Here is a 24,164-nt window from a genome sequence, read left to right as displayed (position 1 = left end):
TTGTATCAAAATGAATAAATTAAGTATTACAATATTTATAATAACAGGTGTAGTTTTATCAAAAGGACAAGTCGGAATAAGCACTTCTACACCGGATCAGTCTTCCAATTTACATGTAGCCCCTACCAACACCTCCAATCAGTATAAAGGAACTTTATTGGGAACTATGTCTACCAGTAACAGAGATTCTATTTCCCAGCCGGCCACAGGTTTGATGATTTATAATACCACTGATAATTGTTTGCAGGTTAATAATGGCACACCAGCTATGCCTCGTTGGGAGTGTCTGAATGAAGATCCTAATCTTCCTTTCGGGAATATGATTTTCGGGCGTTATAAACCTATTTATCCAGGGATTACCGGAAGTATAATTTCTGTACCTCCACCTCAATATAGTCCTACTAACACTCAGTTGTATGGGTCTTATCCTGCCAATGGAAATTTTGCCTCCAATGATCTGTTTAGAATTGATGTGGGAAGGAGGACCGGAGACACTTATTCAGCCGTTCTATATAATGTTTCAGGAGAGAGAATTACTTTTAACTACAGCAGTAATGCATTTTACAATCCAATAGTGGCTAGTAATATCAGTTTAAATAATGCTCAGGGAAGATTTATAGACGGTGATAATGTAACTTATTATACGGAGGCTCAAAACTGTTATGCAATTGTGACTTCTCCCGCTAAATGGGCAGGAAGGAAATTTTTAATAGGAGTGAATATCTTTAAAGAGGATGTTTCGAACGCTATTGCCAATGGTGGAAATGAAACAGGAAAGGAAAACCAATCTATGCTCACTTATATTTTTGAGTTTAAATAATAACAATCTGAATCTTTAATCCAATTAAAAAACACATTTTATATATTTTATCATGATTACAGGCCTGCCAGAGGATTTTGGTTTGATTAAAAAATGCACTTACAACATTCCAACAGTCGGCATATTGTTCTTCAATTTTATCCGGTTTTATTTTCAATAATTTAAATAAAGAATTAATGAATTTTAAAAATATACATATAGGCCACATCATTCAGAAAAGAGCATTGGAATCTGAAATTGAAACTTCCCGAATTTGTAAATTTCTCAACTGCTCAGAAAATGAACTTAATATCATGTACACCGCAAAAAGTCTTGATTCTGATGTCATATTGAGATGGAGCAAAATTTTAGAATATGATTTTTTCAGGATTTATACCCAGCATTTGATCTGGTATGCTCCGGTACTTGTAAAAAAACATTCTGGCTTAAAACAAGAATCAGAATTACCCAAATTCAGGAAAAACATTTATACAAAAGAAATTATTGATTTCATTTTAGACCTGATCGAAAACGGAGAAAAAACTAAGAACCAGGTTATTGCAGAATACAGAATTCCAAAAACCACCCTATATAAGTGGCTTGGAAAATATAAATCATAAAAACACTTCTCCATAAAACACTAAAATCATCGTGGAAAATGAAGGGCCTCATTATGTGAAAATTTTTTCTGATATCATTTCGAGCAAATTTCCGGAAAAGATGTCCAGTTGCAGGAATTATCTTGAAAAGAAAAAACTATCCTCATTAGAAGTTATTACCCTCAACCGCATTTTATTTCATGGTGGTAAAGTACGTAATGAGCATAAATCTTATGATGACGAAAGTATTGCCAAAATACTGGAATACCAAAGAAAAAACAAGATGACCAACATCGCAGTTGCTTCAGTATTTAAATTAAGTCGGAATACTTTGGCAGCCTGGAAAAAAATAAAAAGACTTGATAAATAAAACACGCTAGTATGAAAAGTAAAAGATATTATTTCCATGATAAAAACCAAAATATTATATCTGAAGACCAATTGATTGGGAAAAAGATGGACGACCTCGAATGTTTTCTTACTGATTACCAGCTACAAAAATTACATACCAATGAGCGTGTCTTTATCTTGAAAAAATCATTTTTTGGAATATTTAAACTAAAACTGCATATATATCTTACTGAAGATACAGTGTATGATTATGCTATTCAAAATTAAATTTCCATTGAAAAACATGACATTGCATCGGTATATTTTTTTATTCCTTTTATTACAGTTTATACAGTGATTCTAATTCTTCCTATAATTTTGTTTGGAATACCGATGCTTTGTTTTATTTAGATTTCATGATCTCTAAGAGCTTTACGGATCTTACTTTATAAACTATTTAAAGATATTTCGGTAAGTCTTTTACCGCTTGAAATAAAAGCCTATTAAAGGCAAACAGATCAGATCCACTACTTCTAACCATTTTCCGTAAAACAACAGACCGCATTAAAAAGATTCAATATTTACTAAGATATTGCTCACAAATACGGCTGTTTTCCTTCGACAAGAGAATTTATATCAGTAGAAATTATTGAGTTTCTTCTGTAATCATTGGTATAATTATCGATATAAAAAAATATCAGACCCGTTTTATCTAGCAATATCACATTTTATTTACAGTGTTATGAAAAAAAAGATCAATCCGATAGATGAACAACAGTTTAATGATTATTTTGATAAAAAAGCCGGCGAACTGCCTAAGAATTATTTTGATTTTTTTGCGAATTCCATTAAAAACGCTAAAAATTTCGCTATAGGGCCCTACCTGTGGTTTATTAATAATAGTACAAGAATGAAAACAGAGCGAACCAGCGAAAACATTGAACAGTTTACTCCTTTTAAAAAAGAAGACTGGATGGATTCGGGTACTGAATTTTTTATGAATCTGTTTCATCCGGAAGACAGAGCGTATTTGATGGCAGCCTTTGTATTTTCTGCCAACGTACGTTTACAGTTTCTAAGAGAAGGAAAAACGGACATCACGTTCAATCATTATGGCAGAATGATCGACCGAAATAGAGAATATCGCTGGATATTACTTCAATCACCGCTTCAAATTACTCATAATTACGAAATAAAAGCTTCTATAGTATTTATTCATGATCTTTCCCATTTCATTATTCAAAACATGCCATTACTTTCCATCATAGATTTTACGGACAATGAAGTTCAATATTTCAGGCATATTGATCAAAATTTGCATAAAATAGATATGGAAAAGCCTCATATAACGCATCGTGAAAAAGACGTTCTACAACTTATGGCCCAGGGTTTCAACAGTCCGGAAATTGCAGAAAAGCTTTTCCTTTCGTATCATACGGTGGAAAATCATAAACGTAACCTTAGAAAAAAAACAAATACTAAAACTTCGGCTGAACTGATTGCCTATACTATGAATCACAGCTTACTTGTGCTTTAAATAAAAACAGTGTAAAATATAGGATTAACTATTAAAAAATACATTAAAAGAGGATCTGTCTTTTATTGAATGAAAATAATTTGTTATTTTTGCAGTGAAATGTTTCAACACAAGTACATATTAATTTTTATTCTGCTGGGATTTTTATTAATGCCTAAGCAGATGTACGCGTGTGATCTAAAGTTTTCTCCAGCGAAATCTTCCAGCTGTGAAACCAAAACCGTAAAAGCGGGCAAGAAACATCATTGTGAGTTTTGTGGTTCAAAAACATGTAATGGGAAATGTAAAAGTCCTTTATGCAAATGTCCCGTTTCAAATCTCAATCCGACGATTTTCAACAAATATGATTTTAATTTTTTAAAACTAAAAAACTTTAATTTCATCTCTTTTTCACCGTACGAAACCGCAATTTCGAAGGGGTTTCTGTCCATATGGCTAATTCCTAAAATAGGCTAATTTCAAATCATTACAGCCTAAACTGTGCGTTTTTTTTCTAAAACACACTTAGTTTTCAACATTCTCAGTTTATAAACAAAGCAATAGACAGTACCGTTCCTTTGCTTTTAAAAACAATTCATCCAATGAAATTAATATCAAAAATATTGGTTGCATTTACTGTGTTGATCACATTGACAATGAATGCCCAATTTAAAAATACAAAGACAGAAACCATAAAGATCTATGGAAGCTGTGATATCTGTAAAGGTATGATAGAAAAAGCCGGTAACCTTAAGAAAACAGCTGCCGTAAGCTGGAATAAAGATACTCAAATGGCTACCTTAACTTATGATTCCCAGACAACCAATCAGGATGAGATCTTAAGACGAATTGCTCTGGCAGGTTTCGACAGTGAAAAATTCTTAGCTCCTGATGATATTTACGCCGCATTGCCGGAATGTTGTCATTATACCAGAGAGCTGAAACCGGCAGCTAAAAACAAAGATGCCGGTATGAACATGGCCACCAACGACAGTGGTCATGATCACAGTAAAATGACCCAGGCAGAAACTTCTCCTGCACAAAATACATCTCCATTGAAACCTGTTTTCGATACCTACTTTTCTATAAAGAATGCTTTAGTGAAAACAGATGCGGAAGCTGCATCCGTAACAGCCTCGAAGTTAGTGGTAGTAACCAAAGCTATTGAAATGACGAAACTTTCTACTGAAGAACATGTGGTTTGGATGAAAGTAATGAAGGATTTAACAGCTAGTGCTGAAAACATCTCCTCAGCCAAGGACATTTCAAAGCAGAGAGAGACATTTGCCCTACTGTCTAAAAACATCTATGATCTGGCTAAAGTATCTCAATATGATACTCCTATCTATTATCAGCACTGTCCAATGTTCAACAATGGGAAGGGAGCCGATTGGCTGAGTCAGGAAAATGAGATCAAGAATCCTTTTTTCGGTTCAAAAATGATCAACTGTGGAAGTACGGTAGAAACCATTGACAATAAATAAATTAAACATTCATGACATCCCGTTATGATATTCAAAACTTTAACAACTATAAATATTCACACAATGAAAAATATATTTTCATCATTTACTATAATAGCACTAACAGCACTTACCTTATTTTCATGTAAAGAAGCGTCCAATAAAAATACAGATCAGCATGCTGAACATACTTCTGCTGCTACAGAAACGCAGGAAATGCAGGCACCACAACCATCAGAACAAACGCCGGCTAACGTATCTCCGGAACCTACCAATGAAAAAGAGACAAAAATCGCAGTGAAAGAAGAGGTAAAAAGTTTTTCCATTTCTCCAATCATCAAGGACTATCTCGAGTTGAAAAATGCACTTACAGCAGATAATGACAAAGCTGCGGCCAGTGCCGGGAAAAAGTTATTGGCTACCATCAAAAATACAGACATGAAATCTATTCCTGCCGACAAACACAAGGAATATATGGATATCGCAGATGATGCCAAAGAAAATGCGGAACACATTGGCGACAACGTTGGAAAAATAGATCACCAGAGAGAACACATGGCCCCATTAAGCCAGGATATGGCTGATCTTATTGCGCTATTCGGAACACCTCAAAAACTTTATCGTGATTTTTGCCCAATGTTTAATGACGGAAAAGGGGCTGTCTGGATCAGTGAATCAAAAACGATCAAAAATCCTTACTACGGTAGCAAAATGTTGACTTGTGGCTCCGTAAAAAAGGAATATTAAGATGAAAAAAGCACTGAAAATTACAGGAGTAATTCTGCTTCTTGTTTTTATTGCTGTCCAGCTTTATCAGCCTGCCCCGAATGTAGATAAGGGGCCTGCTGCTACAACCGATTTTATGCAGACCTATCCCGATATGCCTGCTGAAATGAAGACGATCATGCAGACATCCTGCTACGACTGTCACAGCAATAATACAAATTATGAATGGTATGATTATATCCAGCCTGCCAGAAGCTTGTTAGTAGAAAAACACATTAAAGAAGCAAAGGAAGACCTGAACTTTAGTGAATGGAATTCCTATTCGGAGCGAAAACAAAAAAGATTAATAACCTCAATAAAAAAACAGATTGAAACTAAAAAAATGCCTCTGCCTTCCTACACGCTCATGCACAACAATGCAAAGCTGACTCATGCACAGATAAAAATTTTAACTCAATGGTTAGAAACGCAGGAATAAGTTTCATTTAACAAGAAATATAAAAATGAAAATACAAAAAAATATCTCGCTAAAATTACTGACAGTGATGTTTATATTGCTCTGTTCGGAAACAGTTTTCGCACAAAAGCTAGTCCGTTACGAGCTCTATGTAAAGGACACTGTTGTCAGCTACGCAGGTAAAGAAAAAAGAGCGATTGCAGTCAACGGACAGATTCCTATGCCAACGCTTACTTTCACGGAGGGTGACACTGCAGAAATTACAGTCCACAATCAGCTTAAGGAAAGTACATCGCTCCATTGGCATGGTGTATTTTTACCCAATAAAGAAGATGGTGTTCCTTTTTTAACGCAGGAACCGATAAAACCAGGCGCAACCTATACTTATCGTTTTCCCATCATTCAACATGGAACCCACTGGTATCACTCCCATTCCGGACTGCAGGAACAGATCGGAATGTACGGGAACTTTGTCATGAAGAAACATAATGATGACAAAACCTTCAGAAAAGGCATCGATGATCTGCCAACCGTTCCCATTGTCTTAAGCGAATGGACCAATCTTAATCCTGATAATATCAACAGAATGCTGCATAATGCCAACGACTGGGCAGGAATTAAGAAAAATGCAACGCAGTCTTACGCAGAAGCTATCAGAGAAGGATACTTTAAAACCAAGATCGCAAATGAATGGAAGCGTATGACGGCAATGGACGTAAGTGACGTGTATTATGACAAAATATTAATCAATGGAAGTAATGCTACAGATCTGAAAAGTGTAGACGGAAAACCGCTTAAGGCAGGGGATAAAGTCAGATTACGGATTTCAAACGGAGGTGCTTCGTCCTACTTCTGGCTTCGCTATGCGGGTGGTAAAATAACGGTTGTAGCCAATGACGGGAACGACGTAGAACCTGTAGAAGTAGATCGATTAATCATTTCCGTATCAGAAACTTATGATGTTGTTGTCACTATTCCGGAAGACGGGCGAGCTTACGAGTTTCTGGCTACCACTGAGGACAGAACCCAATCTGCCAGTTATTATGTGGGTAGTGGCATCAAACAGCTTATTTCACCTCTTCCACGTCTGAAATACTTCGAAGGCATGAAAATGATGAATGACATGATGAAAATGAATGGTGACCTGAATGATATGGGAATGAAGATGAGTCTGAACCAAATGGACATGAATGTAGTAATGTATCCTGAAATTACCGGTGAGGCCAAACCAAAGAAAAAGGAGAAGCAAAAAGAAAAAGTAGATCACAGCAAGCATAACATGAGTTCGGGTATGGATATGAATATGGATAACGACCCCAACCGTTATAATGCTAACGCTCTGGGAGATATTGTCACCCTGAACTATGCCATGCTTAAATCTCCTCACAACACAACTCTTCCTAAAGACGCTCCCGTGAGAGAACTGAAATTTACACTGACAGGAAATATGAATCGCTATGTATGGAGTATGGACAATAAAGTGCTTACCGAAACTGACAAAATTCCGGTGAAGAAAGGAGAAATATTAAGGATCACCATTCATAACAACTCCATGATGAGACACCCGATGCACTTACACGGTTTTGATTTCAGGGTCATTAATGGTAAGGGTGAAAGATCTCCGCTCAAAAATGTACTGGATGTAATGCCGATGGAAACAGATACCATTGAGTTTTTAGCTAATGAAGAAGGCGATTGGTTTTTCCACTGCCACATCCTCTACCATATGATGGCCGGTATGAACAGAGTATTTGCGGTTGGTGATTATAAGAATCCTGGACTTCCCAACAAAGAAAAAGCATACAAAGCTTTGCAGATGGAAAGCAATATGCCTCACTTTATGGCCCAGAATGATTTCGCAACTAACGGGAATGATGGTCAGGTGATGTTACAAAACTCGAGATGGTCTTTAGGTGCAGAGTGGCGTTTAGGATACAACAACATGCATGGTTACGAAATGGAAACCCACTTAGGAAGATATATCGGAAAAATGCAGTGGTTCATGCCATTTATTGGTTTCGACTGGCGTTACCGTAAAATGGGAATAGATCCCCGTGAAACCAATTTATTTGGACAGACCAATGAGAAAGACTTCCGAAAAGCAGTTAGCTTAGGGTTTATGTATACATTACCTATGCTTGTTACCTTCCAGGCCGAGATGTATCATGACGGTATTGTCCGCCTGCAGTTAATGCGTAAGGACATTCCCATTTCCAAAAGAATAAGAGGAGGTTTTATGGTCAATACCGATATGGAATATATGGCGGAGCTACGCTATGTGATCAGTAAAAACATTGATTTCCGTACTCACTATGACAGTGATATGGGCTTTGGTGCTGGTATTTCATTGAACTATTAAAGAAATAATGTAATATCCATTTATTAAACAGGGTAACCCAATACATTAAGACAACAGAATAACCGCTTACAATCAAGCGGTTATTTGTTTTCATCAAATGTGTTTAAATTCTCCAGAATTTTTTTTAAGCTTCCCAACCTTTCATAAAAAAATTCTGTCATACTTTCATACTATTCAGCACCAAATAAACAATTAATAAAAAAAGCGCCAAATAAAAAATTAACTCAAACTTTTTCAGTCTTTTAATTAACCTGTAAGTCTTGGTAATTTTTTTTAATTCATCATCTGTGTAGTTCTTCATTGGTCTACTTCTTATTTTTTGAAGATTTGGTTAAAATAGTTAAGCAAAAATAAATCTTACCGTTTTAAAATCAAGCATTTGAAGCGTTACTTTTTGTTAACTACAACCAAGGAAAACATTAAAAAAACGTTAACTATTAAATCACAATAAATTGATTAACAGGCTATTAAAATAAAAATGACAATATTTAAAAAACCAGGTTAAAATCCTACACAAAAACGTTCAAAAAGATAAAAAATCCGGTCAGGCCATTCAAAAGATGGTCAAAATTAATTTGAACATGCTACATTTTGAAATAAATAATCTAAAAGAACGGTCAATTAAATACTTTTTAAGAATATATTCAGTATGGATTCTTTTCCGATATTCATTTTAGTTTTTATCTTAGTTTTATACACCCTGGCACTGCCTTCAGTAATATTTTCCAGCAGCGAAATTTCTTTAGAAGAAAACTCCAGTTTATAATACACGCAAAACTTCAGTTCATTATTCGTTAACGAAGGAAACTTTTCGGAAAGCCTTTGAATAAATAGTTTATTTTCAAGAGAACTCTCATTGACCAAATCATAGTTCTTTCTATCAATTTGGATCAGGTTATTAATTTTGAGAAAAAGATCAGTGACGGTCTGTTCAGCATCAATATTTTTGAACTTTTTCATCTTTCTAATATTGTCCAGGAAAGTTTTTTCCGTTTCAATTTTCAGATTAAGATTCAAATGCAGATTGGTTATCTTTTCTTCCTGACGTTTCAGATCCTGTTCTAGAATTTTTTTGTTTTTCATTAGGATAATCTTCTCTTTATCAACCAGTTCTTTCTCTTTTTTATTGATATTTCGAATAATATAAATCGTAACTCCAAAAATAATACCCACAATACATACCGCTATCAGCATCAGCTTATTTTTAAATTTCTGCGCCTCTATGGTATATTGATGCTTTTGATCAATATTCCTGATTGTAAAGTTGTTAAGGGTATCCGAAATATAGGTCAGTCTCTGATTGGATTTTTCATCATTTCTGTCATGCAGTACAATTAATTTTTTACATAATTTTTTAACCATTGGGGTGTCATTCATCTTTAAATAATAAGACTGAACCATCTCATTAATTAAAATTTTATCAGATATAATGGTAATTTCAGGCTCTATAGATTTACCATATTCTACAACCTCCTTCATTTTATCATTCTGGTTGGTTTCATTATACAGGTCAAATAATTTGGTAAGATTGGCTATAGACTCATGATCGTTTTTTCTACTTTTTTTATGAACCTCAAATTCCTGAATAAGAAGCTTTTCTGCTTCGGGAAAGTTTTTTTTCTTAAAGTAATAAAATCCCATACTTCCTTTTATACCTGTTAAAAAAGCTATTTCGTCCGGCTTCAGATTCTTTTCGTTTTCCAAAATCTTCGCAGCTTCTCCGGCTTCTTTTAATGCAAGATTAAGGTGTCCCATTTTTTCATGACACCATGCAAAATTATTATGCATGGAAGAAATAAATATCAGATTATGTCTTGTTTTATCAAGATTTTGAAGAGATTTATTGAAGTAAGTTAATGCCTGAGAATACTTTTTATTATTAAACAACAATCTTCCTTTCATATGGTACAAATGAGGCAAATAATATTTTTTACCCAGTTTTTCATCAAGCTTAATTGCTTCATTCAGGAACTGCATAGCCAGTTTAGGTGATTTGTGTTCAAACTGATGAGCCAGATTAAAGTTACAGGCAATCGTAATATAATCATAGTCATTATTGTTGAGTATAAGCAGTTCGTATACTATTGGAATCTGATTGATCGCATTTTCATCGTTTTTGTTTCCGGAATTATTGAAATTGTAAAATAATTCAATGTATCTGCTGCTGATCTTATATATACGGTCGCCGGTACTTTCATATTTTTTTTGTTCCCTTTCTTTCAGTTCTTTTATTTTTTCGGGTTGATAAATAACTTTGGAAACATGTTGGTTAATCTGATTAAAATAATTGTTGGCTTCTTCTTTCTTAGAGGAACTACACGAAACAATAATTATAGAAAAGAGCAAAACAGTTAAAATTCTAATAATTTTATTTTTCATCAATGCATTTTTTTAACACTATTTTAATTACACAATAAAAATATGCGAAATTAAATAGTTTAAAATCAACATATTAGCAAAATATGTATTAAAATTATAATTTCCATTTAAAAAACAAAGCCGAAATAAATTTATTCTTCTGTATATACTCACATTTTTATTTAGTTAACAATTTAAAAGCAAAATAGCTCTAATAATCAAATCATTACAATCAAAATGTTTCATATGTTGTAGATAAAAACAATTGCATGTAACAAAAGTTAACAGCAAATTCCAGGTTTGATGAAAGTAACGATCTGAATTGCATCACAATCTAATGCTGAGAATCGTCCCAAAAAACTTAAACGTAGATTTTTAAAAATAATCAGTCAATTACGCGCCTATATAAATAAAATTCCCCCGGCCATTCTGGCCGGGGGAACTTTATCAGTTATTTTTTTGACAGGTTTATTTCAGATCAAATCTGTCTAAGTTCATTATTTTAGTCCATGCACCTGCAAAGTCTTTTACAAATTTCCCCTGTGCATCGCGGCTTCCGTATACTTCAGCAATCGCTCTCAATTCAGAATTGGAACCGAAAACAAGGTCTGCACGGGTAGCGGTCCATTTGGGCTGCCCCGTTGAGCGATCTGTTCCCATATACACTTCATTACTTTCTGAGATAGATTTCCACTGTGTATTCATGTCCAAAAGATTAACAAAGAAATCGTTCGTTAGCAAGCCGGGACGGCTGGTAAATACACCATGCTTGGATCCGTCAAAATTGACATCCAACGCACGCATACCACCGATCAGTACAGTAAGTTCCGGAGAGGTAAGGGTTAAAAGTTGCGCTTTATCAATCAATAAAGATTCTGTAGACACGCTGAATTTCTTTTTCTGATAATTACGGAATCCATCAGCTGCAGGCTCCATATAATTCATAGACTCTACATCGGTCTGCTCCTGCGATGCATCCATTCTTCCGGGCGTGAATGCTACTTTAATATCATGTCCTGCATCTTTCGCTGCTTTTTCCACTGCAACAGTTCCTGCCAAAACGATCATATCGGCAATTGAAATTCTCTTTCCTCCACTTTGAGTATCATTAAATTCTTTCTGAATTCTTTCCAATCCATCCAAAACTTTCTGAAGCTGAGACGGGTTGTTGACCGCCCAGTCTTTTTGAGGAGCCAGTCTGATTCTTGCTCCATTGGCACCACCACGTTTATCACTTCCCCTGAATGTAGAAGCGGAAGCCCATGCTGTGGATACCAGCTCAGAAACAGTCAATCCTGAATTTAAAATTTTGTTCTTTAATGCATCAATATCCGAATCGTTCACCAGCTCATGATTCACTTCAGGAATAGGATCCTGCCAAATCAGTTCTTCCTGAGGAACATCCGGTCCTAAATATCTTACTTTAGGGCCCATATCTCTGTGGGTAAGTTTAAACCACGCTCTTGAGAAGGCATCGGCAAATGCATCCGGGTTTTCGTAGAAATGTCTTGATATTTTTTCATACTCAGGATCCAGTCTTAGCGAAAGGTCCGTGGTAAGCATCGTAGGTCTGTGTTTTTTATTAGGATCAAATGCGTCAGGAATAATCTCTGCGCCATTTTTAGCGACCCATTGATGAGCTCCGGCAGGGCTTTTGGTAAGCTCCCATTCGTTTTCGAATAAGTTTTTAAAGAAGTAATTGCTCCATTCGGTCGGTGTTTCAGTCCAGGTTACTTCCAGGCCACTGGAAATGGCATCTGTTCCTCTTCCTGACTTATAATTACTGCTCCATCCTAATCCCTGAAGTTCAATTCCTGCGGCTTCCGGTTCTTTTCCTACGTTGTCCGCAGGTCCGGCACCATGTGTTTTTCCGAAAGTATGTCCACCGGCGATCAAAGCTACCGTTTCTTCATCGTTCATCGCCATACGTCCGAAAGTATCTCTGATATCTTTAGCAGCTGCGATAGGATCCGGATTTCCGTCCGGTCCTTCAGGATTTACATAAATAAGTCCCATCTGTACGGCCGCAAGCGGTTTTTCAAGATCTCTGGAGTGAATATCACCATCTGCATTATCATCGGTAGGAAGAACACCATGTTGCTCAGCTACTCCTTCTGATCCGTGTGCATAACGTAAGTCGCCACCCAGCCAGGTTTTTTCCGAACCCCAATAGATATCCATATCCGGCTCCCACACATCTTCACGCCCACCTGCAAAACCGAATGTTTTAAAGCCCATAGATTCAAGAGCGATATTTCCGGTAAGGATCAAAAGATCTGCCCAGGAAATTTGCTTCCCATATTTTTGTTTGATAGGCCATAATAGTCTTCTCGCTTTATCTAAACTTACATTATCCGGCCAGCTATTTAAAGGGGCAAAACGCTGCTGTCCCGCGCCGGCTCCTCCTCTACCATCTCCTACACGGTAAGTCCCTGCACTGTGCCAAGCCATACGGATAAACAGAGGACCGTAATGCCCGAAATCTGCAGGCCACCAGTCCTGAGAATCTGTCATTAAAGCATGAAGATCTCTTTTTACGGCTTCAAGGTCTAGGCTTTTAAATTCTTCAGCATAATCAAAGTCTTTGTCCATAGGATCTGAAAGTGACGAGTGCTGGCGCAGAATATCTACTCTCAGCTGCTCGGGCCACCAGTCAAGATTTTTGGTTCCTCCACCGGCTACGGCTTCTTTTTTCATTGTTCCGTTATGAAACGGGCATTTACTGATGTCATTTAAATCATTTTCCATTGTCGTTTAATATTTTTTATGTTGATTAATACAGTTTATTCTTAAAGACTTGACAAATCTACAAAGCCTGCTTTATAAATACAATCTATTAATTTTAATTTAAACAATAGTTAAAAACTATAATTAATTCCGTTTTACAAATTCTCTGACTACATGATCACAAAAGGCATAATAATGCAATTAAGTTAATAAAAATTCAAGAACAACCGTGTAAAAAGCAAGAGCAAACAGGCATATTTAGAATGATTCAAATGAAACCCATACTAGTTGATACTTATTATCATCAACAATCACTAAATTTGAGAGTTAGACATTTTTGAAATCAGAAATATATGATCTAAAACTATACAAAAAGTGAATTTTTCAGATGAATTTGAGAATGTAATACCTGCTCAATGATATTGCACAAATTGACCCATTCATTGATTTTAACAACTACATTATGGCAACAGAAAACATGGATTATAAGGATAAAGGATTCTTAACATCAGATATATTTATGCAGCTGGCATTCCATTACATTAATGAAGAATTAAAAAAAAACTGAATATATCTTTACAAAGAAAAAAGAGCTTCAGGAATATCACAGGATGGCAATAAATGGTGAGATGGCAGGTTGGTTTGCTTTCCTTTGGGATACCTATATATCAGACTCTTCGGAAGAACAGACCATGATTCAAATCCTTCAAAACGTAAAAAATATCATTCAAAATAAAGGAAGCTATATTACATTGATTGAGCTACAATCCATTCCTACTAAAGATGAAGATTTTAAGAGATTTTATAACAAACCTTTCCCCACAGAAGATCTAGAAAAAATAATAAATGCCCTTATAAAAATGTTAGAAGGAACCTGGGATTTAACGAATTATGACATGTACATTAATTACTATTATTCGCGAGTTATCGTAATACCACACTCATCATAGAAACAGCAAAAGTTACAGGATAGAAGAATATAAAGATGGAATCTTATCTAAAATTTCTTATTTTTATAATATAAACAAGAATTCGATATGAAAAAAATAGTGGTTATCCTTCTCGTAGCATTTATCATCATTCAGTTTTTTCCCATCGATAAAACCAATCCACCTCCTACTCCGGGAATGGATTTCCTGAAAATAAAAAATACACCGGAACCTATTGCAAAAATCATCAGTACCTCTTGCTACGACTGCCATTCCAACGAAACTCAGTATCCGTGGTATGCTAGTATTTCACCGGCTTCATTGTTCGTTAAAAATCATATAAATGAAGGCAGAAAACATCTTAATTTCTCTACCTTTGCTGTATATGAACCGAAGCAACAGGCTCATAAACTGGAAGAATGCATAGAAATGGTGGGGAAAGAAGAAATGCCACTGGAATCGTATTACGTGGGACATCAGGATGCCAAACTAACCTCTGAACAGCGTAAAGAACTCGTGAAATATTTCAAAAAAGTAAAAGAAGACACCGAAAGGAAAATGTTATTTTAATATCAAAATCATGCTGGAGAAATGGGAAGATCAACATATTGTATTTTTTGACGGCGAATGTGGCGTCTGTAATTTTTGGGTGCAGTGGGTTCTCGAACGGGATAAGAACAACCAATTTATGTTTGCGTCGTTACAATCTGGTTTCGGACAGAAGTTTCTGGCTGAAAGAGGTCTTGAAACAAAAGTTTTTAATACACTCTATCTCTGGAAGCCCGGACAATATTACTATACGAAGTCTCGGGCGGTTTTGCAGATCGCGAATATTTTAGGCGGTGTTTATAAACTGGCCGCTATTGGAAGAATTGTACCTGCATTTTTAAGTGATCAGGTGTATGACCTTGTTTCCAGAAACAGAATGAAGCTGGCGAATCAGAAATGTTTTCTTCCGGATCGGGAGCAAAAGAAAAAATTTATTGAGGTTTGAGGATTTAAATTTTAACCACAGACTTCAAAGATTTTCACAGATGATTGCGGATAGACTGTGTTATGATTTTGGCTAAAGCCAATTGATTTTTCTTAAAACGACAAACGGGCTAAAGCCCGTTCCTATTGAATATTTCTATCATAAATAAAAAAAGCAAGGATAAATTACCCTTGCTTTTGTTTTTACATCATTAGGTTCTATTGGTTCAGGGACCATATTGAATAGCTGTTCGGTGGACACTGGATTTTCACCCACTTATCGCCCTGTGTCGTTGGATACCAGCTTGAATGACCTGTAAAATCTTTCATTTGCTTGCTGCTCCAATTGGTTTCTACCCATCTTTCCTGCCAGCTTGTCGAATTGTTGATATAAACAACGAGTCCTGGATTTCCGTTGTAGCCGTTACGTCTTGCAATATATTCGTCATTATCGGTGTAGAGGATTGAAGTGGTTCCGGTGGCTTTGTTGTTGTGGATCCAGATCAGGTTGTTCAGTTTTTCTTTATTCAGCCATTCTTCATAGTCCCGGTAAAAAATGGTAGGATAGCCTTCATGCGTAAGAATATAGGCGTAGGCCGGCATTTTATTGTTGATGATATCCGTATCATGATTGGCTACGAAAGTCACAGCTTTGTAAGGATTTCTTTTCCACATCATGTCATCATTCAGTACATTTAAATTTCCGTTATCAAAAGCTTCATCCATTTTATAGTAGGCTGCGAAATCGAAAACAGAGCTGTTGGCATTATTCGCCCACCATTCCAGTGTATTGACATTTGAATCCCACAGTTCACCCACGGAAAATCCACCCACATTGCTATTCCAGGAATTGACTACCCAAGGTCCGAAACCTTTTACGTAATCAAATCTCCAACCGTCAAATTTCATGACATTTTTATAATATTTCCCTACAGAATCATCTCTTCCCCAAAGCCAGTCCTGCACATTAGGGTTTGCATGGCACAGATCCGGAAATCCTCCGAAGGCGCCTTCATCATTATTCCCGTAAGAATTTTTGTAAAAGTCATTATAACTTCTCGGAAATTTCCCTGAAGCTATTGCTGAGAAATCCGTCCATGTATTGGTTCCAGTGAAAGGATTCGCCTGAGACTGTCCGCCACTGTTGTGATTGATGACAATATCCGCATAAACCTGCATATTTTCAGCGTGAGCTTTTGTAATTAAAGCTTCCAGCTCGGTCCGGGATCCAAACCGTGTTTCTACACTTCCGTTCTGATTAAAATTTCCGAAATCATAATAATCAGTTGGATCATATCCCATTGAATAGGCTCCGTTTTGAGCTTTTGATGCGGGAGGAAGCCATACTGCCCCGATTCCAGAATCAGACCAGGCGGTCAGTTTATCTTTTACAACATTCCACCAGATACCACCTTCGGGAACATCCCAGTAAAATCCCTGCATCAGCACTCCGCCTCCGGGACCGGATACAAATTTTCCGGATACTGATCCGCTTCCGGTACTGAAGGGACGGCCGTCATGCGTGGTAACATTTACGGTTCTCGTATGAGACTCTAATTTTCGGGGATTTTCATTGTCGTTTTCATCATTATTCCGACAGGCATTAAAAATTGTTAAAACCAGCATCGAAACGAGAAAATGTGTTTTTTTCATTCTAGTATTTTAATTATTAACCTATTAACTAAATTACAATTTTATTAAAACAAATTCTATAAAACGTGAAATATTTTCATTCCCACTAAAAGATCTTCGCAAAAGACTGCATAAATATTTCATTAAAATATCATAAACTTTTAATATTTTCAAAACAATTTTTCTTTTAATCCATATATTTGCATATTATGGAATATAACACCCAAAGAACTCAGCTTCATATGCCGGAATATGGCAGAATCATACAGCAGCTGGTTGAACGCTGCAAAGAGCTCCCTACCAAAGAGGAAAGGAGTGAAATGGCTATGGCCATTATCGATTTTATGGGTCAGAGAAACCCTCAACTCCGTGACGAAGAAAATTATAAACATAAACTTTGGGATCATCTTTTCATTTTAGCAGAATATGATCTTGATGTAGACTCCCCATATCCTTTCCCTACCAGAGAACAGCTGGCAGAAAAACCTAAAAGAATGGAATACCCTAAACTTCAGGGTGATTTTAAGTTTTACGGAAAAAGTATCCTTCAACTGATTGATAAAGCCATCGAACTGGAACCCGGCGACGAAAAAGAAGCCCTGATCGAAGTGATCGCGAACAATATGAAGAAGTCTTACAATGTCTATAATAAGGAACATGTAACGGATGACGTGATTTTCCGTCACCTGAAAGAACTGTCTGAAAACAGGCTGGACCTTACGGGAATAGAATCTCTCGAAAAGAGCAAGATCTACTACACCAGTAACAACAATAGCCGAAACAACAACAGCAACAGCAATAACAGCCGAAACAATAATAACAACGGACGAAACAACAGCAATACTAGTAACAACAAAGACCAGACTAATAAGAGAAGGCATAACAACAACCATAAAAACAGAAAGTAATGAGTGGAACATTTCAGATAAGGGGAGGAAAAAGGCTGCATGGGGAAATCACTCCACAAGGGGCTAAAAATGAAGCTTTACAAATTTTATGTGCTGTCCTGTTAACAGATGAAGAGGTAAGAATCAAAAATATTCCGGACATTCATGATGTAAACAGACTGATTGAAATTTTGGGTGACTTTGGTGTAAAAGTAACTAAAAATGGCCAGGGCGATTTCACATTCAAAGCCGATAAGGTCAATTTCGATTATATAAAATCAGACGAATTTAAAAAAGACGGTGCTAAACTGAGAGGTTCCATTATGCTGATGGGTCCGATGCTTGCCCGTTATGGTGAGGCTTATATGCCAACTCCGGGTGGTGATAAGATCGGAAGAAGAAGACTGGACACGCATTTCCAGGGACTTGTTGAACTGGGTGCTGAATTCAATTATGATGAAGAGGAATATTTCTATTCATTAAAAGCTAAAGAGCTTAGAGGAAAATTTATTCTTCTGGAAGAAGCTTCTGTAACGGGAACAGCGAATATTGTAATGGCTGCTGCCCTTGCCAAAGGAAAAACAAGAATTTATAACGCTGCCTGCGAACCTTACCTTCAGCAATTATGCAAAATGCTGAACAGAATGGGGGCGAATATTTCAGGAATCGGTTCCAACTTAGTTACCATTGAAGGGGTAGAACATCTTCGTGGTACGGAACATACGATGCTTCCGGACATGGTAGAAATCGGATCATGGATAGGTCTTGCCGCCATGACCAAATCTGAAATCACCATTAAAAATGTAAACTGGAGCCAGCTTGGCGTTATTCCAAATACATTCAGAAAATTAGGAATCCAACTTGAACAGAGTAATGATGATATCTTCATTCCTGCTCAGGAAAATTATAAGATCCAGAAATTCATCGACGGATCTATCCTTACCATTTCAGATGCTCCTTGGCCGGGATTCACACCGGATCTATTGTCTATTATCCTGGTAGTAGCTACTCAAGCGAAAGGAAGTCTTTTGGTTCACCAGAAAATGTTTGAATCCAGATTATTCTTTGTAGATAAACTGATCGACATGGGAGCACAGATTATTTTATGTGATCCGCACAGAGCAACAGTAATCGGACTGAACCAGGAAGCTCCTTTAAGAGGAACAACCATGGTTTCTCCGGATATCAGAGCAGGAAATGCACTTCTTATCGCAGCTCTTTCTGCGGAAGGAAAATCGATCATCCACAATATTGAACAAATCGACAGAGGGTATGAAAATATTGACGGAAGACTGAAAGCGATTGGTGCTGATATTGAAAGAATTTAAGAATACATTTATTCCCATAAAAAAGCGTTCAAAGTAATTTTTGAACGCTTTTTGTTTTTTCAGAATGGATGACTACCAGCCGCCGCCTCCACCACCGCCGCCGCCGCCTCCGGAGAATCCACCGCCACCGGATCCACTACTGGAACTGGATGGTTTGGTAGATGCAGACTGTATGGACTGCGTAAGACTTGAGTTCAGCGTATTCCCGAAAGCATAATGATTCATTACGCCTCCGTAATACCACGTATTATTATATTCAGCTGATGTTCTTTTCAGCAGGTCATCAAATTTCTGCCCCCAGATCTGGTCCACTCCCATCACCATGGCAAAAGGAAGCAAGGTTTCGAAAACCTGCGGGGTCATCTGAGGAGGATTATGGAATTTCAGCTGCTCGTTCTCAGCGGCACCCATATACATTTTGAAACCGTCTATCAGAGATTTTTTTCTCAGCTTTTCTTTCGATGGCTGTTTTATTAAGTACTGATACAGCACCATCACGGAAAACCCAAGGGTAAGAAAAATATAGCAGACACTAAAATTGATACTTTCAGCACCTGTCCCTTCCTGAGAAATAATCCCTCCAATTCCTAAGGCAATACTTAGGGGAATAGGAACCAAAAACAGGAGCTTCCATGATAATTTCTTGGCTAAAAATGCAATTAAAAGAAATGCAATAAAAAGAATAATATACAAAAGGACTCCGGCAAACACTCTTTCAGCCTCCGGTAATATTTTAAAGCTTACCAATAAACCAAGGCCGTACACCAGAGTGATCATCAACCATGGCAATACCAATTTTTTGGTATTATTTCCTTCATTTAAAAAGTCTTCGTGCTGAAATTTGAGCGTTTCTTTGAAGTTGAGGACTGCTGTTTCAATTTTTGAATTGTATTTTCCGTCAAACTTAATGGAATCTTCATACTGCGAAAAGAGGCTGTTCATCAGATTGATCTCTTCTTTAGAAAGGGATTCATCCGCAGGTTTCAGTTTTTGCAGTGTAAATGTTTTGGTGTTGAAAAATCCCAGCAAACCGGAATCTTCGCCTTCAATAATCTTTACATAGCCTTTTATGGCAAGATTTACAACGCCAGCGGTAAGGTATTTATTTTTAAAACTTTCGGAATTGATGTACCCTAGAGAAGCCGGTGAAAGATTTTCGGGAACATTGAATTGCGGATAAACCGTTGGGGTTTCAGGATCTACGCCGTATTTTCTCCATGTTGAATAGAGATACAGCAGCAGTCCCAGGAATATGATACATGCGCCAATCAGAATTCCATACTTTTCAGAGAAAGTCGGTGGTGGTGGCGGTACCATAATTCCTTTTTTAAAACCTACCGCAACAGTAAGACCTTCATTCGCTTTAAGGCCTGACGCATTCCATTCTATGGATTGATCTGACAATACTTTAACCGTACAGTTCTGGCTATTGCTGCCATACTCCCCGGTGTAGCAAGAGTTTTGGATGATTCCGGCACCTTCCGGAAGCGTTACTTTTGCCGAAATAGAATCTACATCAAAATCCCAATACGTTCCATTGACATTCCAATAGAATTCATCGTACTTCGGAAAAAATCCGATCTGGTTTTCTGTTTTATATTTTATTTCATAGTTGTAAGTTCCGGGATCAAGAATGATATCTTTGTTTCCGGCGTATATTTTCAAATAGCCGTCTCCTGTCTCTTCATGGTAGTTTTCATCGATCCCGTTTTTTTTTACAGAAATAATGTCGTACCGTACCCTTTGCGTTTTATTATTCAGATTTCTGGATAAAGGAAGAGCCCGGAAAATTCCTCTTTTAATATTATTTCCGAGGCTGTATACTTTAATGTTTTCCGTAACCGTAATTCCAGAATTTTTATCTACCTCAATATCCGAGTGGAAAGAAATAATTTTTTCCGGCCCGATAATAGACAGCTGATCTGCCCTGGCCAATTCATTCTGAGCAAAGGCGATGAAAAAAAACTGAAGAAAGAAAAGCAGTAACCACTTTTTCATTTCCTAGAATTTTACGGTTGGAACTTCTCTTTCTGCAATATTATCCAGTTCGAAGAACGGTGATTTCTCAAATTTGTACATATTCGCGATGATATTGCTCGGGAAAGATTCTACCAGTGTATTGTTCTCACGGACCGTACCATTATAATATCTTCTTGATTTCTCCACATCATTTTCTATGGAAGTAAGTTCGCTCTGCAATTGTTGAAAGTTCGTGTTAGCTTTCAGATCAGGATACTGTTCAGCTACCGCAAATAAATTCATCATCGCTTGGTTCAGGTTTTTCTCTGCAGCTTCTTTAGACTGAACAGAATCGGCACCTACAGCCTGAGTTCTTGCCCTGATCACACTGTCAAGGGTCTCACGCTCGTGGGTTGCATAGCCTTTCACCGTTTCCACAAGATTGGGAATAAGGTCATGACGTTTTTTAAGCATTACATCTATGCTGCTCCACGCTTCCTGAACGAGATTTCTCAGTTTGACAAGTCGGTTGTAAATTGATACTGCGTAAAGCGCAAACACAACAATTAAAGCAATAATAATAACTATGGTCATAATTTTTTATTTTGTATGCTTTAAAAGTAGTGTTTTTTTAAATTTGAATCAGAAATTAAAAAGTTGGATAAAAATATTTTAGTAGATTTTCTATAAATTTTATTGTTGGGAACAAAAAAAGTACCCGGAAAACCGGATACTTTCTGTAATTAAAACTATATGAATCTCCCCTAAAAATACTTACGGCAGTGGTATTCCACCATGGTATTTAAAAGTTTATTTTTATTCAGATAAAACTCCAGGTTCTGGTAGTCCTCTGAACTTACATTAATATACAATTGTACCGAACCAAAACTGTTTCCATTCACATATTCTACATTCGCAGACAACACCCTGTGGCATATCCCAAACTGATTATAAATGGTATTCATCAAATGCTCAAATTTCATTTTGCCATTCAATTCTATTTCCAGTATCAGTTCTTTTTTAGGCAGTCCAATGGTAGTATTGGGTATTATCTGCAGCGTAGGATTAGGTGTAATCATCACTAAATAATTTTTTGGTTAAACATTTTCTAGATCATGGTTGCTTTCTTGCGTTAAATCTTTGACAAAAATATAAAAAATTATTAGTCCACCAAATTAGTAGACTAATAATTTTAAATTTTAACATATTTATTTTTCAATCCGGGAAATAAGGAGAATATATACTGAACAATCTTTGTGCTTATTTGTCTCTCGCTGATTGAACTGATTGTGCAGATTTTTTTAAACATTCAATCAAACCACTGCGTAAAATCAAAAAAATAGGCTCTGCGTTGATACTTTCGATATTGGTTTAAACATTTTAATCATCGCAAGGATAAACAAAGTTTTTTTGAAACGAAGCTATTTTGATAAAGATAAACAAAGGCATTTCATTTAAGAAAGTAAAACAATACCAAGCAACTCATTCTTTCTTTTGAACAGAGTAAAACCAAAATTTCAGGGCTGAAATCATAGTATTTCGGAAATAAGTGAAACGCCTTTGTTTATCTTACTGTAAAGAAAATTAAATCAATTCTTTGTTTTTCTTTGCGTTTAACAAATTTTTATTTACGAGACTTTATTTACAACTCCCTACTCTTTCCAGTTTTTCAGAAGCTGCCAATCCATTGGGGTTGCATCCCGGTTTTCCTTCCGGTACTTCCAAATTTTTCTTTTTATAAAATTCAGTCCAGAATGCATTGATCTTTCCTGTTTTCGGATCAATAAATGTCATGGGTTCCAATTTGAAGATATTATTCTCACGAAACGCTCTCTCTATATAATCTGAACAGTAGTAAGAATTTTCGTCTAAAATATAGTTGAAGTTATAAGGTTTTCCCAGCATGGTCTCTGCTTTTTTAAGCGCTGCCGGAACAGATTTCTGATATTCAGGTTTCAACCGGTAAATCACAACTTGTTGTCCGTCATCAGACTGATCTTTAAGAAAAGAAGCAAGCTCCTGTTTTTGGGAACCTCCTTTTGGTGCGGCATGGAGCACATACCAATGATTATTTTCTTTTTCTGCAATCCCGATATGATCAAACGATGCTTCTTTTTGTTTTTGAGTGACATTATTAATTGCTCCTGAAAGTCCGGTTTCTTTCGCCGTCACAAAAAGCAGGTCTCCGTTTTTTAAAGGTCCGGCTTTGGGATGTGGCGCACAATACTGCAGCAAAAGCGTTACAGCAAAGCAAAGAACATAGGTAAATATCTGTACCGTTTTGTTCAACGGATCTTTATTAACTTTAATCATATTACATTATCATTGAGCGGTCAAATTTACAAATTGTATTCATAACAGGTATGTGAAAATACTTAATTACCTTTGCAGGACAGCAATAAAACCAGATTTCTATGCCTCATATCCTACTCGTTGAAGATGACAAAAGACTTTCGCAGCTGATTGCGAGAGGACTGATGGAAAATGATATGGAAGTCAATACGGCTGCTGACGGTGAAACAGCCCTGAAGCTTACTGGATTGCTGAACTTTGACCTCATCATTACAGATATTATTCTTCCTGTGAAAAACGGTCTGGAATTTTGCAAAGAAATCAAGATACTGAAACCTGAAATTCCTGTCATTATGCTAACCGCGCTGGGAACTACAGATGATAAACTGGAAGGTTTTGATTCGGGGGCAGATGATTATCTGACCAAACCTTTTGAAATGCGGGAACTTTTGGCCAGAGTCAAAGTTTTGCTTAAAAGATATTCCACCTACCGTCCGGAAACCTCAACCCTGCTGCAGTATGAAGATATTGAGATGGATCTGAAACTGAAGACCGTTACCCGTTCCGGAAACCTGATCAAACTGACTCCCAAAGAATTCAATCTGATGAAATTTCTGCTTGAAAATCCTGAAAGGGTGCTTTCCCGTCATGAGATTGCAGAAAATGTTTGGGATACTCATTTTGATACAGGCACGAATTTCATTGATGTTTACATTAATTATATCAGAAAAAAAATAGACCGCAGCTTTGAAACCAAACTCATCCATACCAAGGCGGGCATGGGATTTATTTTAAAAAAGGGCTACGAAGACAGTTCCAATACTTAAAAAT

22 protein-coding genes are annotated in these 24,164 nt (G+C 36.6%); 15 read left to right on the top strand and 7 right to left on the bottom strand.

The window, feature by feature from the left end; translation table 11 throughout:
• Positions 1-10 precede the first annotated feature (10 nt).
• From N0B48_RS12630 to N0B48_RS12590, 9 genes are all read left to right on the top strand, one after another.
• Positions 11-820 (top strand): phage tail-like protein, encoded by an 810-nt coding sequence (locus N0B48_RS12630; protein ID WP_259839150.1) that lies wholly within the window; start codon positions 11-13, stop codon positions 818-820.
• A gap of 176 nt (positions 821-996) precedes the next feature.
• Positions 997-1,419 (top strand): transposase, encoded by a 423-nt coding sequence (locus N0B48_RS12625; RefSeq protein ID WP_259839149.1) that lies wholly within the window; start codon positions 997-999, stop codon positions 1,417-1,419.
• 100 nt (positions 1,420-1,519) lie between these two features.
• Positions 1,520-1,768 carry a helix-turn-helix domain-containing protein gene (locus N0B48_RS12620; RefSeq protein WP_259839148.1) on the top strand — a complete coding sequence of 83 codons (249 nt, stop codon included), beginning with the start codon at positions 1,520-1,522 and terminating at the stop codon, positions 1,766-1,768.
• Between the two features lie 11 nt (positions 1,769-1,779).
• Positions 1,780-2,016 (top strand): hypothetical protein, encoded by a 237-nt coding sequence (locus N0B48_RS12615; RefSeq protein ID WP_259839147.1) that lies wholly within the window; start codon positions 1,780-1,782, stop codon positions 2,014-2,016.
• Between the two features lie 454 nt (positions 2,017-2,470).
• Entirely contained in the window at positions 2,471-3,265 is a 795-nt protein-coding gene (locus tag N0B48_RS12610; RefSeq protein WP_259839146.1) for a LuxR C-terminal-related transcriptional regulator, read from the top strand.
• 581 nt (positions 3,266-3,846) lie between these two features.
• On the top strand, positions 3,847-4,728 hold the full coding sequence (locus N0B48_RS12605) for a DUF3347 domain-containing protein (RefSeq protein WP_259839145.1): 882 nt from the start codon (positions 3,847-3,849) through the stop codon (positions 4,726-4,728).
• Positions 4,729-4,791: 63 nt separating this feature from the next.
• Positions 4,792-5,454 (top strand): DUF3347 domain-containing protein, encoded by a 663-nt coding sequence (locus N0B48_RS12600; protein ID WP_259839144.1) that lies wholly within the window; start codon positions 4,792-4,794, stop codon positions 5,452-5,454.
• A gap of 1 nt (position 5,455) precedes the next feature.
• Complete coding sequence (locus N0B48_RS12595) at positions 5,456-5,911, top strand: heme-binding domain-containing protein (RefSeq protein WP_259839143.1); 456 nt, start codon at positions 5,456-5,458, stop codon at positions 5,909-5,911.
• 25 nt (positions 5,912-5,936) lie between these two features.
• Positions 5,937-8,249, top strand: coding sequence for a multicopper oxidase domain-containing protein (locus N0B48_RS12590; RefSeq protein WP_259839142.1), 2,313 nt, complete (start codon positions 5,937-5,939; stop codon positions 8,247-8,249).
• Between the two features lie 621 nt (positions 8,250-8,870).
• Here N0B48_RS12590 and N0B48_RS12585 read toward each other — a convergent pair.
• Both N0B48_RS12585 and katG read right to left on the bottom strand, forming a co-directional pair.
• Complete coding sequence (locus tag N0B48_RS12585; RefSeq protein WP_259839141.1) at positions 8,871-10,628, bottom strand: hypothetical protein; 1,758 nt, start codon at positions 10,626-10,628, stop codon at positions 8,871-8,873.
• 447 nt (positions 10,629-11,075) lie between these two features.
• Positions 11,076-13,355 carry a catalase/peroxidase HPI gene (gene katG, locus N0B48_RS12580; RefSeq protein WP_259839140.1) on the bottom strand — a complete coding sequence of 760 codons (2,280 nt, stop codon included), beginning with the start codon at positions 13,353-13,355 and terminating at the stop codon, positions 11,076-11,078.
• 590 nt (positions 13,356-13,945) lie between these two features.
• Between katG and N0B48_RS12575 the strand changes: the two genes are divergently transcribed.
• The 3 genes from N0B48_RS12575 to N0B48_RS12565 all read left to right on the top strand — a co-directional run bounded on the left by N0B48_RS12575 (position 13,946) and on the right by N0B48_RS12565 (position 15,257).
• Positions 13,946-14,284 carry a hypothetical protein gene (locus tag N0B48_RS12575; RefSeq protein ID WP_259839138.1) on the top strand — a complete coding sequence of 113 codons (339 nt, stop codon included), beginning with the start codon at positions 13,946-13,948 and terminating at the stop codon, positions 14,282-14,284.
• A gap of 87 nt (positions 14,285-14,371) precedes the next feature.
• Positions 14,372-14,833, top strand: a complete 462-nt coding sequence (locus N0B48_RS12570; protein WP_259839137.1) for a heme-binding domain-containing protein — start codon at positions 14,372-14,374, stop codon at positions 14,831-14,833.
• A 10-nt stretch (positions 14,834-14,843) separates the two neighbouring features.
• Positions 14,844-15,257, top strand: a complete 414-nt coding sequence (locus tag N0B48_RS12565; protein ID WP_259839136.1) for a thiol-disulfide oxidoreductase DCC family protein — start codon at positions 14,844-14,846, stop codon at positions 15,255-15,257.
• Positions 15,258-15,454: 197 nt separating this feature from the next.
• Here the strand turns inward: N0B48_RS12565 and N0B48_RS12560 are convergent, their stop codons facing one another.
• On the bottom strand, positions 15,455-16,888 hold the full coding sequence (locus tag N0B48_RS12560) for an alpha-amylase (RefSeq protein WP_259839134.1): 1,434 nt from the start codon (positions 16,886-16,888) through the stop codon (positions 15,455-15,457).
• A gap of 188 nt (positions 16,889-17,076) precedes the next feature.
• Between N0B48_RS12560 and N0B48_RS12555 the strand changes: the two genes are divergently transcribed.
• Together N0B48_RS12555 and murA are read left to right on the top strand one after the other, a co-directional pair.
• A complete protein-coding gene (locus tag N0B48_RS12555) occupies positions 17,077-17,775 on the top strand; it encodes a DUF4290 domain-containing protein (RefSeq protein ID WP_259839133.1) in 699 nt (232 codons plus the stop codon).
• Positions 17,775-19,082, top strand: coding sequence for a UDP-N-acetylglucosamine 1-carboxyvinyltransferase (gene murA / locus N0B48_RS12550; protein ID WP_090023750.1), 1,308 nt, complete (start codon positions 17,775-17,777; stop codon positions 19,080-19,082). Before N0B48_RS12555 ends, murA begins: the two co-directional genes overlap by 1 nt.
• Positions 19,083-19,154: 72 nt before the next feature.
• On the opposite strand, the gene N0B48_RS12545 is transcribed toward murA, so the two are convergent.
• The 4 genes from N0B48_RS12545 to N0B48_RS12530 form a co-directional block, all read right to left on the bottom strand.
• Positions 19,155-21,080, bottom strand: a complete 1,926-nt coding sequence (locus N0B48_RS12545) for a DUF2207 domain-containing protein (protein ID WP_259839132.1) — start codon at positions 21,078-21,080, stop codon at positions 19,155-19,157.
• Between the two features lie 3 nt (positions 21,081-21,083).
• Positions 21,084-21,635 carry a LemA family protein gene (locus N0B48_RS12540; RefSeq protein ID WP_259839130.1) on the bottom strand — a complete coding sequence of 184 codons (552 nt, stop codon included), beginning with the start codon at positions 21,633-21,635 and terminating at the stop codon, positions 21,084-21,086.
• 170 nt (positions 21,636-21,805) lie between these two features.
• Complete coding sequence (locus N0B48_RS12535) at positions 21,806-22,120, bottom strand: NIL domain-containing protein (protein WP_259839129.1); 315 nt, start codon at positions 22,118-22,120, stop codon at positions 21,806-21,808.
• 559 nt (positions 22,121-22,679) lie between these two features.
• A complete protein-coding gene (locus tag N0B48_RS12530; protein WP_259839128.1) occupies positions 22,680-23,354 on the bottom strand; it encodes a YiiX/YebB-like N1pC/P60 family cysteine hydrolase in 675 nt (224 codons plus the stop codon).
• Positions 23,355-23,455: 101 nt separating this feature from the next.
• Here N0B48_RS12530 and N0B48_RS12525 point away from each other — a divergent pair, with 101 nt between their 5' ends.
• A complete protein-coding gene (locus N0B48_RS12525) occupies positions 23,456-24,160 on the top strand; it encodes a response regulator transcription factor (protein ID WP_259839127.1) in 705 nt (234 codons plus the stop codon).
• Positions 24,161-24,164: the final 4 nt, after the last annotated feature.

This window comes from Chryseobacterium herbae (assembly GCF_025154075.1).
GTDB lineage: Bacteria > Bacteroidota > Bacteroidia > Flavobacteriales > Weeksellaceae > Chryseobacterium > Chryseobacterium herbae.
Note: the sequence above shows the minus strand (reverse complement) of the source record. Positions and strands in the feature narration are given on the sequence as shown.

What these genes read in the sequence shown, in the direction of transcription:
- N0B48_RS12630 (WP_259839150.1), top strand. Translation starts at nt 11, where the DNA reads ATGAATAAATTAAGTATTACAATATTTATAATAACAGGTGTAGTTTTA.
- N0B48_RS12625 (WP_259839149.1), top strand. Translation starts at nt 997, where the DNA reads ATGAATTTTAAAAATATACATATAGGCCACATCATTCAGAAAAGAGCA.
- N0B48_RS12620 (WP_259839148.1), top strand. Translation starts at nt 1,520, where the DNA reads ATGTCCAGTTGCAGGAATTATCTTGAAAAGAAAAAACTATCCTCATTA.
- N0B48_RS12615 (WP_259839147.1), top strand. Translation starts at nt 1,780, where the DNA reads ATGAAAAGTAAAAGATATTATTTCCATGATAAAAACCAAAATATTATA.
- N0B48_RS12610 (WP_259839146.1), top strand. Translation starts at nt 2,471, where the DNA reads ATGAAAAAAAAGATCAATCCGATAGATGAACAACAGTTTAATGATTAT.
- N0B48_RS12605 (WP_259839145.1), top strand. Translation starts at nt 3,847, where the DNA reads ATGAAATTAATATCAAAAATATTGGTTGCATTTACTGTGTTGATCACA.
- N0B48_RS12600 (WP_259839144.1), top strand. Translation starts at nt 4,792, where the DNA reads ATGAAAAATATATTTTCATCATTTACTATAATAGCACTAACAGCACTT.
- N0B48_RS12595 (WP_259839143.1), top strand. Translation starts at nt 5,456, where the DNA reads ATGAAAAAAGCACTGAAAATTACAGGAGTAATTCTGCTTCTTGTTTTT.
- N0B48_RS12590 (WP_259839142.1), top strand. Translation starts at nt 5,937, where the DNA reads ATGAAAATACAAAAAAATATCTCGCTAAAATTACTGACAGTGATGTTT.
- N0B48_RS12585 (WP_259839141.1), bottom strand. Translation starts at nt 10,628, where the DNA reads ATGAAAAATAAAATTATTAGAATTTTAACTGTTTTGCTCTTTTCTATA.
- katG (WP_259839140.1), bottom strand. Translation starts at nt 13,355, where the DNA reads ATGGAAAATGATTTAAATGACATCAGTAAATGCCCGTTTCATAACGGA.
- N0B48_RS12575 (WP_259839138.1), top strand. Translation starts at nt 13,946, where the DNA reads ATGGCAATAAATGGTGAGATGGCAGGTTGGTTTGCTTTCCTTTGGGAT.
- N0B48_RS12570 (WP_259839137.1), top strand. Translation starts at nt 14,372, where the DNA reads ATGAAAAAAATAGTGGTTATCCTTCTCGTAGCATTTATCATCATTCAG.
- N0B48_RS12565 (WP_259839136.1), top strand. Translation starts at nt 14,844, where the DNA reads ATGCTGGAGAAATGGGAAGATCAACATATTGTATTTTTTGACGGCGAA.
- N0B48_RS12560 (WP_259839134.1), bottom strand. Translation starts at nt 16,888, where the DNA reads ATGAAAAAAACACATTTTCTCGTTTCGATGCTGGTTTTAACAATTTTT.
- N0B48_RS12555 (WP_259839133.1), top strand. Translation starts at nt 17,077, where the DNA reads ATGGAATATAACACCCAAAGAACTCAGCTTCATATGCCGGAATATGGC.
- murA (WP_090023750.1), top strand. Translation starts at nt 17,775, where the DNA reads ATGAGTGGAACATTTCAGATAAGGGGAGGAAAAAGGCTGCATGGGGAA.
- N0B48_RS12545 (WP_259839132.1), bottom strand. Translation starts at nt 21,080, where the DNA reads ATGAAAAAGTGGTTACTGCTTTTCTTTCTTCAGTTTTTTTTCATCGCC.
- N0B48_RS12540 (WP_259839130.1), bottom strand. Translation starts at nt 21,635, where the DNA reads ATGACCATAGTTATTATTATTGCTTTAATTGTTGTGTTTGCGCTTTAC.
- N0B48_RS12535 (WP_259839129.1), bottom strand. Translation starts at nt 22,120, where the DNA reads ATGATTACACCTAATCCTACGCTGCAGATAATACCCAATACTACCATT.
- N0B48_RS12530 (WP_259839128.1), bottom strand. Translation starts at nt 23,354, where the DNA reads ATGATTAAAGTTAATAAAGATCCGTTGAACAAAACGGTACAGATATTT.
- N0B48_RS12525 (WP_259839127.1), top strand. Translation starts at nt 23,456, where the DNA reads ATGCCTCATATCCTACTCGTTGAAGATGACAAAAGACTTTCGCAGCTG.